The sequence below is a fragment of the Kitasatospora sp. NPDC097605 genome, from assembly GCF_040302725.1.
Taxonomy (GTDB): Bacteria; Actinomycetota; Actinomycetes; order Streptomycetales; family Streptomycetaceae; genus Kitasatospora.
The window spans coordinates 26953-41253 of sequence record NZ_JBEOSF010000059.1 but is presented as its reverse complement, the minus strand read 5'-3'; the positions used below and the strand labels follow the sequence as shown (position 1 = coordinate 41253).

Sequence of the window (14301 nt, the reverse complement as noted above, 5' to 3'; positions counted from 1 at the left end):
GCCCTGCTCGCCGGCGCCGGGCGCCCGGAGGGCCGTGTTTATTCGTTGTCCATCGCCGCCCGGGAGCATGCCGTCCGGACATCGCCGCGCGAACCCGCCCCTCGGGAAGGCCGGTTCGCGCCGAGGGACGCGGAGGAACACGTGAGCAGAGCCCTGACCGCCGCCGAGCAGAAGGTGCTGGAGGCGCTGACTGTCCGGGTCGAGCGCATCGTCGCCCTCGGCACCGCCGCGGAGCTGGCCGGGACCACCGTCCTGAGCGGCCCCGGCCCGGCCCCGGACTACACGGTCTTCCACCGGCGCTTCGCGCTCCTGGCCCGCCGGATGCGCGAAGTGCGGTTCGTGGTGCGGGAGGACCTGCCCGAGACGATGGGGGCGAGCACGGTCATCAGCAGCGGACCGGTGCCCTCGGTGCTGGAGATCCAGCTGCGCCCGGCCATGGTCGGCCCGGGCACCCGCGCGCTCACCACCCGGGCGCTCACCCTGGTGCACGAGCTGTCCCACAGCCTGCCGGAGGGCCTGACGCACCCGGTCAAGGACTACGCGTACCGGACCGGCTGGGCGTGGGGCCACCTGCCCGCCGTGCTCGCCCAGGACAACGCCGACACCTACGCGGAGGCCGCCGCGCTGCTCGTCGAGCGCGACGAGAAGACCTGGGGCCGGTACCAGGTGCTCGGCCGGGTGGCGGCGCAGCGCGGCCGGCTGGTGAAGCGGGCGCGGACCACCACCCTCGGCGCGGCGCTGGCCTGGCTGGACATCCTGGTCAACCGGGCCTGGGTGCGCGCCAACGACTGCACGGGGTTCGCCCGGCTCACCTTCGGCGAAGCCAAGTGGAACACTCCCGAGTGGTCCGTCTGGAAGCAGCACGCCCGGCTGCTCGGCGTGGAGTGCGGGCTGGCGGCCAGGGGGTTCATCGCCGGGCGGAGCCTGCGTGCCGGTGTCGCCGGGCTGAGCGCCGGCGACCAGGCGGTGGTGGACGAACTGTTCACCTACCTGGGCGAGTTGAAGAACGCCGTGGACCGGATCGACCCGCTCCCGGTCGAGCACGGTGACCGGATCGACTACGACCCGGCCACCGGCGCGCTGCGGCTCCCGCGCACCGTGGTGAACCGCGGGCCGCTGGAGCTGGCCGACCTGGTGCTGGACGCCCTGATCGCGGCCACGGGCACCACGTCGGCGGCGCGGCGGTTCGGCGCGCAGGCGCGGGAACTCGTCCACACGCTGGTGAACGAGGACCGGCCGGAGGAACGGGAGGCCGTCGCCGCGCTGCGGACCGGGTTCGCGGCGGTCCCGGCCGTCCAGCCGACCGCCGACCAGTGGGCCACGCTGGCCATCGAGTTGCAGGCGGCCGTCCTGGAGGACGTGCGGACCCGGTGGGAAGGCCTGCGGGTGTCGGTTCCCGAGGTGGCCGCGATGCCGGAGGAGGTGGACCGCAAGGTGCTGGGCGACCTCGCCGGGTCGTTCACGAAGGATGTCGACCTGCTGCACGCCCTCAACGGCCGGGTGCCGGTGCCGAGTCCGCTGGTCACCGGCCTGACCGGACTCCTGGACGGTATGACGCCGTACCTGGTGAAGGCCGACGGGCGGCAGCGGCCGGAGCTCGCGAAGCTGCGCGGACGGCTGGGCGAGCTGCTCTGAGACCCGTTCTCCTGGGGCGTCCCGTATCCGGGATAGCATCACGGATATGGGAATCGAAACGGCCGCCGACGAACGGTTGGCGGAGCGGCTCGCGGAGTTGCGGGTCGCGCGCGGATGGACGCTGGAGGAGCTGGCCCGACGGGCCGACGTCAGCCGCTCGACGCTGTCGCGGGTCGAGCGGGCGGAGGTGAGCCCGACGGCGGCGCTGCTCGGGCGGCTCTGCGCCGTGTACGGGCGGAGCATGTCCCGGCTGCTCGCCGAGGTGGAGGCGGCGCCCGCTCGGCTGGTGCGGGCGGCGGACCAGCGGGTCTGGCGGGACGAGGCGACCGGGTTCGTCCGGCGCTCCGTCTCGCCGCCGCACGGGTCGCTGCGCGCCGAGGTGGTCGAGGGCCGGCTGCCGGCCGGCGGTGACATCGCCTACGACAAGCCCTGCGACACCGGCCGGGAGCACCACCTCTGGCTGCTGGAGGGCCGGTTGGCGCTGACCGTCGACGGCGCCGAGGAACTGCTGGAGGCCGGCGACTGCCTGCGGTTCGTCCCCGGGACCACCCGCTTCCGCTGCCCCGGCCCGGACGCGGCCCGGTACGCGCTGGTGGTGGTCGAGCCGTGAGCGCGACCGGCGCGATACCGGCGCCGCCCGGCAAGGAGAGGTTCGACGCGGCCGGGCGGCGGGTGCTGCTGGTCTGCGTCGCCGGCGGCTTCACCACCCTCCTCGACCAGTCGGTGCTCAACACCTCGATCCCCGCGCTGCGCGAGTCGCTGCACGCCCAGCCCGCGCACCTGCAGTGGATCGTGGCCGGCTACTCGCTCGCCTTCGGCCTGGCCCTGATCCCCGGCGGGCGGCTCGGCGACGTCCGGGGCCGCAAGTGGTTCTTCGTCGGCGGCCTCGCCGTCTTCACCGTGGTCAGCCTGCTCTCCGCGACCGCCACCGAGCCGTGGGTGCTGGTCGCCTCCCGGCTGCTCCAGGGCGCGGGCGCCGGACTGGTCAACTCCCAGATGATCGGCACCCTCCAGGACGTCTTCCGGGGCCAGCTGCGGGCCCGGGCGCTCGGGATGTACGCGGTCACCGGCGGCCTCGCCTTCGCGCTCGGCCCGCCGGTCGGCGGGGCGGTGCTCGCCGCCGTCGGGCCGGAGCACGGCTGGCGGCTGACCTTCCTGCTGAACGTCCCGTTCGGGCTGGCCACCGTCTGGCTGGCGGCCCGCCACCTGCCCCGCCCGCGCCCCGCCACCCGCGGCGCCGACCTCGACCTGGTCGGGCTGCTGCTGGTCGGCGCGCTCACCCTGGTGCTGATGCTGCCGTTCGTCCAGCCGCCCGGCTGGGCGGGCCGGATCGGCTTCGTCGGCGCCGCGGTCCTGCTGCTCGCCGCGCTGGCCTGGTGGCAGCGCCGCGTCGCCCGGGCCGGCGGCCATCCGCTGATCCACCCGGCGCTGACCCGCTCGGCGCCGTACGCGCTGGGGACGGCGGTGGCGATGGCCCAGTTCGGCTCCTCGCTGGCCGCCGGGCTGGTGCTGACCATGTTCCTGCAGGACGGGCTCGGCCTGTCGCCGCTCGGCGCGGCGCTGGTGGCGCTGCCCTCGGCGGTCGCGATGGGCTTCGCCTCGGCGGTGGCCTGGCGGGTGGTGCAGCGCTTCGGCCGGCGGACCGTCACCGCGGGCATGACGTGCTCGGCGCTGACCATGCTGACCGGCGGGCTGGCCGCGCTCTGGGCGCCGGCCGGCTCGCTGCCCTGGCTGCTGGCGCTGCTGCAGCTGCTGGGCGGCGCCTCGATCGGGCTGATGGGCGCGCCCAACCAGGCCTTCGTGCTGCGGCACGCGCCCGCCGAGGCGGCCGGGGTGAGCGGGGCGATCCTGCAGATGGCGCAGCGGATCGCGGCGGCGGTCGGCGTCTCGGCGCTCTCCGGCGTCTATCTGCGGGCGACCGGCGGGGGCGGCGGGCACCGGGCGGCGTTCGCCTGGTCGAGCGGCGTCTGCGCGGCGGTGGCCGCGCTCGCGGTGCTGGCCTCGGTGCTGGCGGGCCGGGCGACGGCGCGCGAGGAGGCGGCCCGGGCGGCCGCCCCGGGGGAGGCGCGGGCGGCCGCGCCGCTCCGGGAGGGGACCCGGGCGTCCGGTTGAGCGGTGGGCGAACGCCGGGTCCTCGGACGCCGGACCGGCCTACCGTGGTCGGCATGACTGAGCATCGGACGCCTCGGACGCCTCGGACGGTGGAACTGCCGGGCCTCTCCCTCGCCTACCGGGAGAGCGGCCCGGCCGACGGCCCGCCGCTGGTCCTGCTGCACGCGCTCGGCGAGCGGGCCGCCGACTGGGAGCCGGTGCTGCCCGCCCTCGCCCCGCACCACCGCGTGCTGGCGCTCGACCAGCGCGGCCACGGCGACAGCGCCCGCCCCGGCCACTACGGCCTGGAGGCGATGCGCGACGACGTGCTCGCCTTCCTGGACGCGCTCGGGCTGCCCATGGCCGACCTGGTCGGCCACTCGATGGGCGGCGCGGTCGCCTATCTGGTCGCCCAGGAACGGCCCGAGCGGGTCGGCCGGCTGGTGCTGGAGGACGTCCCCGTCCCGCGCCCGCGCCCGGCGAGCCCGGTGGCCGACGCCCCCGACGGGCCGGTGGACTTCGACTGGGCGGCGGTCCGGGCGGTCAAGGAGCAGATCGACCGGCCCGACCCGCGCTGGCTGGAGCGGATGGCCGCGATCACCGCGCCCACCCTGCTGGTGGCCGGCGGCGCGGCCAGCCACGTCCCGCAGGCCGGACTGGCCGAGCTGGCCGGGCTGATCGCGGACTGCCGGCTGGTGACCATCGAGGCCGGGCACCTGGTGCACCTGGCCCGGCCGGCCGAGTTCGTCGCGGCGGTGGCGCCGTTCCTGGACCCGGCCGGCCGTGACGACCGGGCGGGTTGATCAGACGCCGTGCTCGGCCGGGAGCCGGCCCGAGCGGATCGCCGCGACCAGATCGGCGTGGTCGGCCTCGGTGCGGTCCGCGTAGGCCACCGCGAACGCGGCCACCGCCTCGTCCAGCGCCTCGTTCTTGCCGCAGTAGCCGGTGATCACCCCGGGGTCGGCGGTGTGCGCGTGGGCGCGGGCGAGCAGCGAGCCGGTCATCCGGGCGTAGTCGTCGAGCTGGGCCGGCAGCAGCGCCGCCGGGTCCACGCTGCCCTTGCGGTTGCGGAACTGCCGCACCTGGTAGGGGAGTCCGTCCACCGTCGTCCAGCCGAGCAGGGTGTCGCTGACCACCTGCATCCGCTTCTGGCCGAGCACCACCCGGCGGCCCTCGTGGCTGTCCGGCGCGGTCACCGGGTACCCGGCCCGGGCCAGGTACGGCAGCAGCACCGAGGGCCGGGCCTCCTTCACCTGGAGCACCAGCGGCTGCTCGCGGTGGTCGGTGAGCAGCACGACGTACGAGCGGGTGCCGACGCTTCCGGTGCCCACCACGCGGAACGCCACGTCCTGCACCCGGTAGCGGGACAGCAGCGGGTGCAGCTCGGCCGGCACCGTGCGCACGTACGGGCCGAGCGCGGTGGCCACCGCCGAGGCCGTGTCGTCCGCCACCTCGCTGAGCACCGGAGGCGCGGCGGTGAACCGCCAACCGCCGTCCTCCGCCCGGACGGTGGACTTGGCGGCGAAGCGCGCGCTGGTGTTGCCGAGCGCCTTGGCGGCCACCTTCTCCAGCACCTCGGCGAGGTCGTGCGCCTGGGCGAAGGAGACCAGCTGCTCGTCCGCGACGGCGTTCCAGGCGTCCAGCGCCGACAGCTTCGCCAGCGTGCGCATGGTGCGGCGGTACGCGCCGACCGCGTCGAAGGCGGCCCGGCGGGCGGTGTCCTCGTCCGCGCCGACCTCCCGGCCGGCCAGCACCAGGCTCGCCGCGAGGCGCTTGAGGTCCCACTCCCACGGGCCGGGCACGGTCTCGTCGAAGTCGTTGATGTCCATCACCAGCCGGCCGCGGGCGTCGCCGTACAGGCCGAAGTTGGCGGCGTGCGCGTCGCCGCACAGCTGGGCGACGACGCCGCTGGTCGGCGTGGCGGCGAGGTCGGCGGCCATCAGGCCGGCCGAGCCGCGCAGGAACGCGAACGGGGTGGCGGCCATCCGGCCCAGCCGGATCGGCACCAGCTCGGTGAGGCGGCCCGCGTTGGAGGCCTCGATCGCCTCGACGGCGGTCGGCCGGTCGGCGGCCGGGGCGAACTCGGCGTGCCGCTCGCGGGGGCTGCGGGCGCGCAGGGCCTTGCCGCGCGCCCGCGCGCCGCCGTCCTGGCCCGGCGCGAAGCCCTCCACGGTGAACCGCCGCCCGGGCCCCTGCCCGGTCCCCGCCGCGTCCGCCGGTATCCCGGACCCGATCACCATCTCGGTCAGCTGCGTCACTGCGCCCCGCCCTGTTCTGAGTCGTTCCCGCCCGCGACCAGCGCGGACCCGGCCGCGTACGGGCCGGCCAGCAGGCTACCGGGCCGCCCGCGCGGCCTGTCGGCAGGGAGGGACGCCGAAGGGGCCGGCAACGGTTCCGGGGTTAGGGTGCCGTGATGGACGATCTTCGGGGGCGGTGGGCGGTACGGGGCTCGGCCGCGGTGGCGGCCGGGCTGACCGTGGTGGCGGGGCTCGGGGTGCGGGCGGTGGCCGGCGGCGCGGCCGCCAAGTACGCGGGCGACGCGCTCTACACCGTGCTGCTGTACGCGCTGGCGGTGCTGGTCGCGCCGCGCCTGCGGCCGTGGGCGGCCGCGGCCTGGGCCACCGGGCTGAGCTGGGCCGTCGAACTGGGCCAGCTCACCGGCGTCCCCGACGACCTCGCCCGGCGCAGCACGCTCGCCCGGCTGGTGCTCGGCTCCACCTTCAATCCGCCCGACCTGTTCTGGTACCCGGTCGGCGCGGTCCTGGCCGCCCTCGCCCACCTGGGCGCGCGGGCGGCCGGGCGGCGCTACGCCTGACCGGCCGTCAGAGCGGCATCAGCTCGGGCCGCTTGGCCTCGACGTGGTCACCGGACGACTCGCCGCGGATCCGGCGGCCGACCCAGGGCAGCAGGTACTCGCGCGCCCACTGGAGGTTCTCCCGGCGCTGCTCGGCGGGCGAGAGCACCGGCGCGGACGGCCACGGCGCCTCCGGGTCCTGCCCGGTGCGCAGGCCCAGCGAGCGGGCGGCCAGCAGGGCGACCCGCTGGTGGCCCTCGGGGGAGAGGTGCAGCCGGTCCTCGCTCCACGCCCGGCGGTCCTGGACGGCCCGCAGCGACCACAGGTCGGCCACCTGGCAGCCGTGCCGGTCGGCGACCGCCCGCATGTGGCCGTTGTAGGTGGCGATCTTGCCGCGCAGGTGCTTGAACAGCGGCACACCGCGGGTGTCGAAGCCGGTGCAGATCAGCACCGTGCCCGCCGATTCGGCGAGTTGGGCGACGGCGGCCTCGAAGCGCTCGGCGACCTCGTCCGGGTCGCTGCCGGGCCGCAGGATGTCGTTGCCGCCGGCGCAGAAGGTGACCAGGTCCGGCTGGATGCGGCGGACCTGCGGCACCTGCTCGGCCATGATCTGGTCCAGCAGCCGGCCGCGCACCGCGAGGTTGGCGTACCGGAACCCGCCCGGCGGCCGGCCCGCGGCGAGCAGCGCCGCCAGCCGGTCGGCCCAGCCGGCGAAGGCGCCGTCGGCCGCGGGGTCGTTCAGCCCCTCGGTGAAGCTGTCGCCGAGGGCGACGTACGAATCGAGGTCAAGAGTCTCCTGGAGGTTCGGCATGACAGAGATAGTTCACCTTCTGAAGTGACCTACGCCACCGTAGGTGACCGGTTGCGGTACGTGAGATCGGCCACGTGCGGTTCCGCGCCCCCGTGCGCCGGGGCACTGCGCCGTTCGTCCGCCGATCCCGGGTGTGCGAACCGCCCGGTCGGGGCAGCCGCCCTGTGGGCCGCGAGACGCCCGTAGCGCAGTCCCTTCCCGATGGCGGAGGTCGCCGCAATGCCCCACCGTTTCCCGGAGCGCACCGCGAGGCCGCGGCGCTACCTCATGTGCCGTCCGACCTACTTCACCGTCGAGTACGCGATCAACCCCTGGATGGACCCCTCCAAGCCGACCGACACCTCGCTCGCCGTCCGCCAGTGGGAGCGGCTGTGCGCGCTGTACCGGGAACTCGGCCACACCGTGGAGCTGATCGAGCCGGTGCCGGGCCTGCCGGACATGGTGTACACGGCCAACGGCGCGACCGTGCTCGACGGCCGGGTGCTGGTGGCGACCTTCCGGCACGCCGAGCGGGCCGCCGAGTCCGAGGCCCACCAGGCCTGGTTCCGGGCCGGCGGCTACCGCGAGGTGCGGCGTGCCCGGCACGTCAACGAGGGCGAGGGCGACCACCTGCTGGTCGGCCGCCGGGTGCTGGCCGGCTCGGGCTTCCGCACCGACCCGGCCGCGCACGCCGAGGCGCGGGCCGTGTTCGGCCTGCCGGTGCTCGGCCTGGAGCTGGTGGACCCGCGCTTCTACCACCTGGACACCGCGCTGGCCGTGCTCTCCGACGACCAGGTCATGTACTACCCGGAGGCCTTCACCCCCGACAGTCAGGCGCTGCTGCGCAGCCTCTACCCGGACGCCGTCCTCGCCGAGCGGGAGGACGCCGAGGTGTTCGGCCTGAACGCGGTCTCCGACGGCCGCCGGGTGCTGCTCCCGGAGGCGGCGAAGTCCCTGGCCGCCCGCCTGGCCGACGCCGGCTACGAGCCGGTGCCGGTCGACCTCTCCGAACTCTTCAAGGGCGGCGGCGGCCCCAAGTGCTGCACCCTGGAACTCCGCCCGGCCTGAGGCGTTATGGAGTGACAGACCGAGTGCGAACGGTGTACGGGTTCGAAGGGGAGGGCCGATGGGCGGAGAACGGGTGGACGCCGAGCCGAAGCGGGGGGACTGGGAGTTCCTGGAGCGCGTTGCCGAGGCGTGGGACGAGCGGAGCCGTACCTCCACGGACACCTGGGTGCCGCCCATCATGGCGCCCCTCGTCCGGGAGGCACGGCGCAGCACGCTGTCCCGGTTCCATCCGTTCACCAGCCACGCCAGGCTGTGCTTCAGCGACGGTCCGGAGTACTGGTCGGGCAGGGGGAAGAAGCTGCCGGTGTGGATCGGCCTGCTCCCGGAGGGCTGTTACGAGGTGGGCCGGCTGTACGAGCGGCGCGACCTGCCGGGCTACGAGGTGCTGCTGGAGACGGCCGACCCCGTCGAGGCGGTCGCGGAGGCGGAACGGGCGCTGAGCGGGTTCTGACGCCCGGCCGTCGGTCAGCCGCCGTCCGTCACCAGGACGACCTCCAGGGTGCGGGGGCCGTGCACGCCCTCCACGCGGTCGAGTTCGATGTCGCTGGTCGCCGAGGGGCCGGAGATCCAGGTCTGCGGGCGGGTCGGGTCGAGGCGGGGGAGGGCGAGCGGGACGGAGGCGACCACCTGGCCCGGGGCCAGCACCACGCAGACGTGGTGGTCCGGGACGAGGGTGAGCAGCCGTCGGCCCTGGGCCGGGCCGGCGTCCAGCACCAGGGTGCCGGTCTCGGCGATGGCCAGGGCACAGCCGGTGAGCACGCTGTCGACGGTGTCCAGCCGGGCGGCGGTGAGCGGGCCGTCCGGGCCGTCGTCCGGCAGCGGGCGGGCCCGGGTGACGGCGAGCCAGTCGGGCGGCAGGCCGGGCGGGACGGCCACGGTGCGGGTGCCGCGGGCCTCGAACAGGGCGGCGAGCAGCAGCGGCAGCCGGTCGGGGGTGCAGCGGTGGACCAGGGCGCGGTAGTCGGCGAGGTTGTGCTGCAGCAGGTCGAGCAGCGCCTCGGGATCGTCGGCGGGGACGTGGGCGCGCAGGTAGTCGCGCGGCACGGGCGCCTGGTCCGGCCCGCTGCCGCGCAGCGCGGCCCGGATCCGGGCGAGCACCAGGTCTCGCGAGCCGCCGGCGGCGGACGGCGGGCTGTTCATGAGCGATTCCTCCGCCACCAGTCGCGGAACGGTTCGGGTGGGACGGCCGGCAGTTCGCGGGTGTCGGTCCAGGCCTTGCCGGGGCCGGGCAGGCGGCGCGGGTGGAGCCGGCGGGTGCGGGCGGCGGCCCGTTCGGCGGCCCGCAGCAGGGCCGGCCGGTCGAGGACGTAGGTGGCGGCGGCCATCGCGGCGCGCTCCAGCCGGTGGCCGCGCTGCCCGGTGACCCGCTCGCGCAGGTGGACCAGCACCTCGGGGATGTCGATGGCGACCGGGCAGACCTCGTAGCAGGCCCCGCAGAGCGACGAGGCGAACGGCAGCGAGGCGTCCAACGGGGTGGTGGTGCCGCGCAGTTGGGGGGTGAGGACGGCGCCGATCGGCCCGGGGTAGACCGAGCCGTAGGCGTGTCCGCCGGCCCGCTCGTACACCGGGCAGACGTTGAGGCAGGCCGAGCAGCGGATGCAGCGCAGCGTCTGGCGGCCGACCCGGTCGGCGAGCGCGTCGGTGCGGCCGTTGTCGAGCAGGACGAGGTGGAACTCCTCGGGCCCGTCGCCGTCCGGACCCTCGCCGTGGGTGCCGGTCCACAGCGAGGTGTAGGGGTTCATCCGCTCGGCGGTGGCGGAGCGGGGCAGCAGTTGCAGGAAGATCTCCAGGTCCTGCCGGCTGGGCAGGACCTTCTCGATGCCGACCACCGAGATCAGGGTGCGCGGGAGGGTCAGGCACATCCGTCCGTTGCCCTCGGACTCGACGACCACCAGGGTGCCGGTCTCGGCGATCATGAAGTTGGCGCCGGAGACCGCGACCCGGGCCCGCAGGAACTTCTCCCGCAGGTGCAGCCGGGCCGCCTCGGCGAGTTCGCCGGGCGCGTCGGTGAGCCCGTCGGGGGCCGGGCGGCCCCAGTCGGCCATCCGGCGGGCGAAGATCTCCCGGATCTCGCCGCGGTTGCGGTGGATCGCCGGGACGAGCAGATGGGAGGGCCGGTCGTCGCCCAACTGGACGATCAGCTCGGCGAGATCGGTCTCGTAGGCGCGGATGCCGGCCTCGGCCAGCGCCTCGTTGAGCCCGATCTCCTGGGTGGCCATCGACTTGACCTTGACCACCTCCCGCTCACCGGTGGCCCGGACCAGCCCGGTGACGATCCGGTTGGCCTCGGCGGCGTCGGCGGCCCAGTGCACGGTGCCGCCGGCGGCGGTCACCTTCTCCTCCAACTGGAGCAGGTAGCGGTCGAGTTGACCCAGGGTGTGGTCCTTGACGGCCTTGGCGGCGGCGCGCAGCTCGGCCCAGTCGGCGAGTTCGGCGACGGCGCGGGCCCGCTTCTCCCGGATGGTGCGGGTGGCGTGCCGCAGGTTGGCGCGCAGCCGCTCGTCCCGCACGGCCCCGGCGGCGGCCTCCGGGAAGGCGACCCGCGGGGAGACGCCCGGCGGGAAGGCGGGCATGCCGAGGAAGGTCCCGCTCACGGCGCCGCCCGCCAGGGCTCGGCCTCGGTACTGGCGAGGATCTCGGCGAGGTGGACCGTCCGCAGCGGCGCGCCCTGCCGGCGCAGCGTGCCGTCGAGGTGCAGCAGGCAGGAGTTGTCGCCGCCGCACAGCACCTCGGAGCCGGTGGCCAGGGCGTTGGCGGTCTTGTCGGCGGCCATCGCGGCCGAGACCGCCGGGTTCTTCACGGCGAAGGTGCCGCCGAAGCCGCAGCACTCCTCGGCACCCGGCAGCTCGACCAGCTCCAGCCCGCGCACGGCACGCAGCAGCCGCAGCGGCCGGTCGCCGAGGCCGAGCAGCCGCAGGCCGTGGCAGGAGGGGTGGTAGGTGACCCTGTGCGGGAACCAGGCGCCGACGTCCTCGACGCCCAGCACATCGGTGAGGAACTCGGCCAGTTCACGCACCCGGGGCGTCAACTCGGCGACAGCGGTGGTGAGTGCGCCGCCGGCGCGGGCGGCGATCCGGGGGTGGGCGTCGCGCACCATGGCCACGCAGGAGCCGGAGGGCGCCACCACGTGGTCGTACCCGGCGAAGGCCCGCACGGTGCGGCGGACCAGCGGTTCGCAGGCCTTCGGGTAACCGCTGTTGTACTGCGGCTGACCGCAACAGCTCTGCGCGGGCGGGAAGTCGACCTCGACGCCGAGGCGTTCGAGCAGCCGCACGGTGGCGATCGCGGTGGACGGCAGCAGCGCGTCGTTGACGCAGGTGGCGAACAACGCGACGCGCAACGGTCCTCCCGCGCCCTCGGTCCGATGTCGAGCCGGATGCTACTGGAAAACCCCGCCGGATGCGCGCACGCTGGAAAGAAGGAATTCTCGATCGTCGATTTCGAGGCGGACCCGAATCTGCAGACCCGGGGCGGCGCCGGATCGATCGTGTACCGCAACACGGTGCAGACCGCCAAGACCGAGATCACCCTGTGGAACCGGGTCGGCATGACCCCGAGCACGGGGGAAACGGTGAACCTTCCGATCGCCGACCTCACCGGAATGTCCGGCGGGCCCTTCCCCGGAATCCGGCTCTTCCCGGTCGTCTTCGACATCGACGCGGGGGATGTCTGCGAAGTGTGGATCTATCTGTGGAACGCCTGCTCCGGCACCGAGGGCAAGCCCTTCCTCTGCACCCAGCTCGGCCGGGTGCCGCTGGTGACCGTCACCGCCGAACCGCCGTTCGTCCCGCCGCACTGAGGCGGGCGACGAACGGCGGCCGGGCCGGTCGGGTCAGGCGTCCTGGCCGAGCCAGAGGTCCGGGCCGAACACCTCGTAGTGGATGTCCGCGGCCGGGACCCCCGCGGCGAGGAGCTGGCCGCGGACGGCGCGCAGGAAGGGCAGCGGGCCGCACAGGTAGGCGGTGGTGCCCGCCGGGACCTCGACCGAGGAGAGGTCGACCAGGCCGGTGCGCTCGGCCGGCCACGCGCCGAGCGGACGCTCGTAGAAGACGTGGCTGGCGGCGTTCGGCAGGGTGGCGGTCAGCTGGACGAGGTCGGCGCGGAAGGCGTGCGACAGCTGGTCGCGGTCGCCGTGCACGGTGACGATCCGGCGGGTCGAGCCGGTGGCGGCGAGGTGGGCCAGCATCGCGGTCATCGGCGTGTTGCCGATGCCGGCCGAGGCGAGCAGGACCGGGCCGTCGCCGTCGGCGAGCGCGACATCGCCGAACGGCGGGGCGATGTCGAGGGTGTCGCCGGCGCGCAGGGTCGCCTGGAGGTGGTTGGAGACCTCGCCCTCGGGACCGCCGGGGACCTCGGCGGTGGCGCGCTTCACGCTGAACTGGAGCGCGCCCTCGGGGGCGCCGGAGAGGCTGTACTGGCGGATCTGCCGGGCGCCGTCCGGGAGTTCGGCGCGCACCGAGACGTACTGGCCGGGCTTGGCGGCGGGCAGCGGCTTGCCGTCGGCCGGGCGGACCAGGTAGGTGGTGACGTCGTCGGTCTCCTGGTAGCGGGCCACCACCGTGTAGGGGCGCCACAGGTCGGCCGGGTCGAGGCTCTGGGCGGCGGCGGATTCGGCGCGCAGGCGGTCCTCGATGGCGATCAGCGCGTTGGCCATCAGCCAGTAGACCTCGTCCCAGGCGGCGGCGACCTCGGGGGTGACGGCCTCGCCGAGCACCTCGACGATGGCGGCGAACAGGTGCTCGTGGACGATCTTGTACTGCTCGTCGGTGATGCCGACCGAGACGTGCTTGTGGGCGATCCGGGCGAGCAGGGCGTCCGGACGGCTGTCCGGAGTGGCGAGCAGCGCGGTCGCGAAGGCGGCTATCGAGCCCGCGAGTGCCTGCCGCTGGGAGCCGTTGGCCTGGTTGCCCCGGTTGAACAGGTCGCGCAGCAGCTCCGGGTGGGCGGCGAACATCTTGTCGTAGAAGAGCGGCGTGATGTCGCCGATCGCACCACCCACGACGGGCAGAGTGGCTTCGACGACCTCGGCGGACTTGGCGGACAGCATCGAATGCGCTCCAAACTGGAATCTGATATTCGTATTTTCGGCCGTGCGGATGCGCGGACCGGCGTGGGGAGGTGACGCGGCGCGACGGTGGGGCCGTGCGGTGCGGTACTGCGGTGGTGCGTTGGGGGGTGCCGGGACGCGTCAGCCGGTGGGGCCGGTGACGGGTTCGGGTCTCGGGGCGAGACCCGGTCTCAGGGTGAGGCCGAGCAGGACGGGCCCGGCCGGCGCGGTGACCAGATCGCCGATCGAGAGCGGGTCGAGGGTGGCGAAGAACGCCTCCTGTGCGGTGCGCAGTGCCCCGCGCAGCCGGCAGGCCGACCGCAGCGGGCAAGGTGGTTCGTCCTCGCAGCCGACCACATCGCCCACTCCTTCCAGCTCGCGCAGCAGCAGTCCGAGCGAACCGGTGCGACCGGTCGTGGTGAGGGACAGGCCCCCGCCGCGACCGCGCCGCGCCGTCACCACGCCCAGGTGCTGCAGCCGGCTGACCACCTTGGCGGCGTGGGTGTACGGCACGCCGACCGCCTCGGCCACCTCGCGGGTGGTCGGGTTGGCCTCCTCGTCGAGGACGGCCAGCCGCATGGCGATGCGGAGGGCGATGTCGGTGCTCTTGGTCAGCCTCACGTTCGAAAGCTATCGAATACGAATACAAAACTCCAATTTCTTGCACGCGCCACGCGGCGGAGCCGAACCGTTACCGGTCGGCGCGGTCCGAAGGCTGTCCGGCGGAGAGGTCAACTGCTTTACTGGCCACGCTTGTTCGGGGGAAGCCAGCCCGGGGAATGGGGGCATCATGGACAGTGGCACCCCACCGCCACCGCCGTCACAGGGACCACCGCCGTATCCACCGCCACGCCCGTCCACCCCGCCGCCGGGGTA

The 14301-nt window shown here is 74.8% G+C and carries 15 protein-coding genes; 8 read left to right on the top strand and 7 right to left on the bottom strand.

Annotation, left to right across the window (positions count from 1 at the left end; translation table 11 throughout):
• Window positions 1–141 precede the first annotated feature (141 nt).
• The 4 genes from ABTX81_RS37855 to ABTX81_RS37840 are packed head-to-tail and all read left to right on the top strand — an operon-like array spanning window position 142 to window position 4529.
• Window positions 142–1635: a hypothetical protein gene (locus tag ABTX81_RS37855; RefSeq protein WP_350555164.1), complete on the top strand. Its 1494-nt coding sequence runs from the start codon at window positions 142–144 to the stop codon at window positions 1633–1635.
• A 46-nt stretch (window positions 1636–1681) separates the two neighbouring features.
• Window positions 1682–2245 carry a helix-turn-helix domain-containing protein gene (locus ABTX81_RS37850; RefSeq protein WP_350555162.1) on the top strand — a complete coding sequence of 188 codons (564 nt, stop codon included), beginning with the start codon at window positions 1682–1684 and terminating at the stop codon, window positions 2243–2245.
• Window positions 2242–3747 (top strand): MFS transporter, encoded by a 1506-nt coding sequence (locus ABTX81_RS37845; protein ID WP_350555160.1) that lies wholly within the window; start codon window positions 2242–2244, stop codon window positions 3745–3747. Before ABTX81_RS37850 ends, ABTX81_RS37845 begins: the two co-directional genes overlap by 4 nt.
• 53 nt (window positions 3748–3800) lie before the next feature.
• Window positions 3801–4529: an alpha/beta fold hydrolase gene (locus ABTX81_RS37840; RefSeq protein ID WP_350555158.1), complete on the top strand. Its 729-nt coding sequence runs from the start codon at window positions 3801–3803 to the stop codon at window positions 4527–4529.
• Here ABTX81_RS37840 and ABTX81_RS37835 read toward each other — a convergent pair whose 3' ends face one another.
• Window positions 4530–5966 carry a DUF2252 domain-containing protein gene (locus ABTX81_RS37835; RefSeq protein ID WP_350555170.1) on the bottom strand — a complete coding sequence of 479 codons (1437 nt, stop codon included), beginning with the start codon at window positions 5964–5966 and terminating at the stop codon, window positions 4530–4532.
• Between the two features lie 173 nt (window positions 5967–6139).
• On the opposite strand from ABTX81_RS37835, the gene ABTX81_RS37830 reads away from it, so the two are divergent.
• Complete coding sequence (locus tag ABTX81_RS37830; RefSeq protein ID WP_350555156.1) at window positions 6140–6541, top strand: ribosomal maturation YjgA family protein; 402 nt, start codon at window positions 6140–6142, stop codon at window positions 6539–6541.
• Between the two features lie 7 nt (window positions 6542–6548).
• Here the strand turns inward: ABTX81_RS37830 and ABTX81_RS37825 are convergent, their stop codons facing one another.
• Entirely contained in the window at window positions 6549–7331 is a 783-nt protein-coding gene (locus tag ABTX81_RS37825) for an SGNH/GDSL hydrolase family protein (RefSeq protein ID WP_350555154.1), read from the bottom strand.
• A 219-nt stretch (window positions 7332–7550) separates the two neighbouring features.
• On the opposite strand from ABTX81_RS37825, the gene ddaH reads away from it, so the two are divergent.
• Together ddaH and ABTX81_RS37815 are read left to right on the top strand one after the other, a co-directional pair.
• Window positions 7551–8378, top strand: coding sequence for a dimethylargininase (gene ddaH / locus ABTX81_RS37820; protein WP_350555152.1), 828 nt, complete (start codon window positions 7551–7553; stop codon window positions 8376–8378).
• 58 nt (window positions 8379–8436) lie between these two features.
• Window positions 8437–8829 carry a hypothetical protein gene (locus ABTX81_RS37815; protein ID WP_350555151.1) on the top strand — a complete coding sequence of 131 codons (393 nt, stop codon included), beginning with the start codon at window positions 8437–8439 and terminating at the stop codon, window positions 8827–8829.
• Window positions 8830–8843: 14 nt separating this feature from the next.
• Here the strand turns inward: ABTX81_RS37815 and ABTX81_RS37810 are convergent, their stop codons facing one another.
• The 3 genes from ABTX81_RS37810 to ABTX81_RS37800 are packed head-to-tail and all read right to left on the bottom strand — an operon-like array spanning window position 8844 to window position 11718.
• Complete coding sequence (locus ABTX81_RS37810; protein ID WP_350555149.1) at window positions 8844–9518, bottom strand: LutC/YkgG family protein; 675 nt, start codon at window positions 9516–9518, stop codon at window positions 8844–8846.
• A complete protein-coding gene (locus ABTX81_RS37805) occupies window positions 9515–10972 on the bottom strand; it encodes a lactate utilization protein B (protein WP_502892948.1) in 1458 nt (485 codons plus the stop codon). The genes ABTX81_RS37810 and ABTX81_RS37805 overlap by 4 nt, the downstream gene beginning before the upstream one ends.
• Window positions 10969–11718 carry a (Fe-S)-binding protein gene (locus ABTX81_RS37800; RefSeq protein ID WP_350555147.1) on the bottom strand — a complete coding sequence of 250 codons (750 nt, stop codon included), beginning with the start codon at window positions 11716–11718 and terminating at the stop codon, window positions 10969–10971. Before ABTX81_RS37800 ends, ABTX81_RS37805 begins: the two co-directional genes overlap by 4 nt.
• Before the next feature lie 24 nt (window positions 11719–11742).
• Here ABTX81_RS37800 and ABTX81_RS37795 point away from each other — a divergent pair, with 24 nt between their 5' ends.
• Window positions 11743–12177 (top strand): hypothetical protein, encoded by a 435-nt coding sequence (locus ABTX81_RS37795; RefSeq protein ID WP_350555145.1) that lies wholly within the window; start codon window positions 11743–11745, stop codon window positions 12175–12177.
• 33 nt (window positions 12178–12210) lie between these two features.
• On the opposite strand, the gene ABTX81_RS37790 is transcribed toward ABTX81_RS37795, so the two are convergent.
• Together ABTX81_RS37790 and ABTX81_RS37785 are read right to left on the bottom strand one after the other, a co-directional pair.
• A complete protein-coding gene (locus ABTX81_RS37790) occupies window positions 12211–13425 on the bottom strand; it encodes a globin domain-containing protein (RefSeq protein WP_350555143.1) in 1215 nt (404 codons plus the stop codon).
• A gap of 141 nt (window positions 13426–13566) precedes the next feature.
• Window positions 13567–14046, bottom strand: coding sequence for an RrF2 family transcriptional regulator (locus ABTX81_RS37785; RefSeq protein WP_350555141.1), 480 nt, complete (start codon window positions 14044–14046; stop codon window positions 13567–13569).
• Window positions 14047–14301: the final 255 nt, after the last annotated feature.

Excerpts from the sequence above, each read along its gene's own strand:
- ABTX81_RS37850 (WP_350555162.1), top strand. The coding sequence starts at position 1,682 with ATGGGAATCGAAACGGCCGCCGACGAACGGTTGGCGGAGCGGCTCGCG.
- ABTX81_RS37840 (WP_350555158.1), top strand. The coding sequence starts at position 3,801 with ATGACTGAGCATCGGACGCCTCGGACGCCTCGGACGGTGGAACTGCCG.
- ABTX81_RS37835 (WP_350555170.1), bottom strand. The coding sequence starts at position 5,966 with ATGGTGATCGGGTCCGGGATACCGGCGGACGCGGCGGGGACCGGGCAG.
- ABTX81_RS37830 (WP_350555156.1), top strand. The coding sequence starts at position 6,140 with ATGGACGATCTTCGGGGGCGGTGGGCGGTACGGGGCTCGGCCGCGGTG.
- ABTX81_RS37825 (WP_350555154.1), bottom strand. The coding sequence starts at position 7,331 with ATGCCGAACCTCCAGGAGACTCTTGACCTCGATTCGTACGTCGCCCTC.
- ddaH (WP_350555152.1), top strand. The coding sequence starts at position 7,551 with ATGCCCCACCGTTTCCCGGAGCGCACCGCGAGGCCGCGGCGCTACCTC.
- ABTX81_RS37815 (WP_350555151.1), top strand. The coding sequence starts at position 8,437 with ATGGGCGGAGAACGGGTGGACGCCGAGCCGAAGCGGGGGGACTGGGAG.
- ABTX81_RS37810 (WP_350555149.1), bottom strand. The coding sequence starts at position 9,518 with ATGAACAGCCCGCCGTCCGCCGCCGGCGGCTCGCGAGACCTGGTGCTC.
- ABTX81_RS37795 (WP_350555145.1), top strand. The coding sequence starts at position 11,743 with ATGTCGAGCCGGATGCTACTGGAAAACCCCGCCGGATGCGCGCACGCT.
- ABTX81_RS37790 (WP_350555143.1), bottom strand. The coding sequence starts at position 13,425 with ATGCTGTCCGCCAAGTCCGCCGAGGTCGTCGAAGCCACTCTGCCCGTC.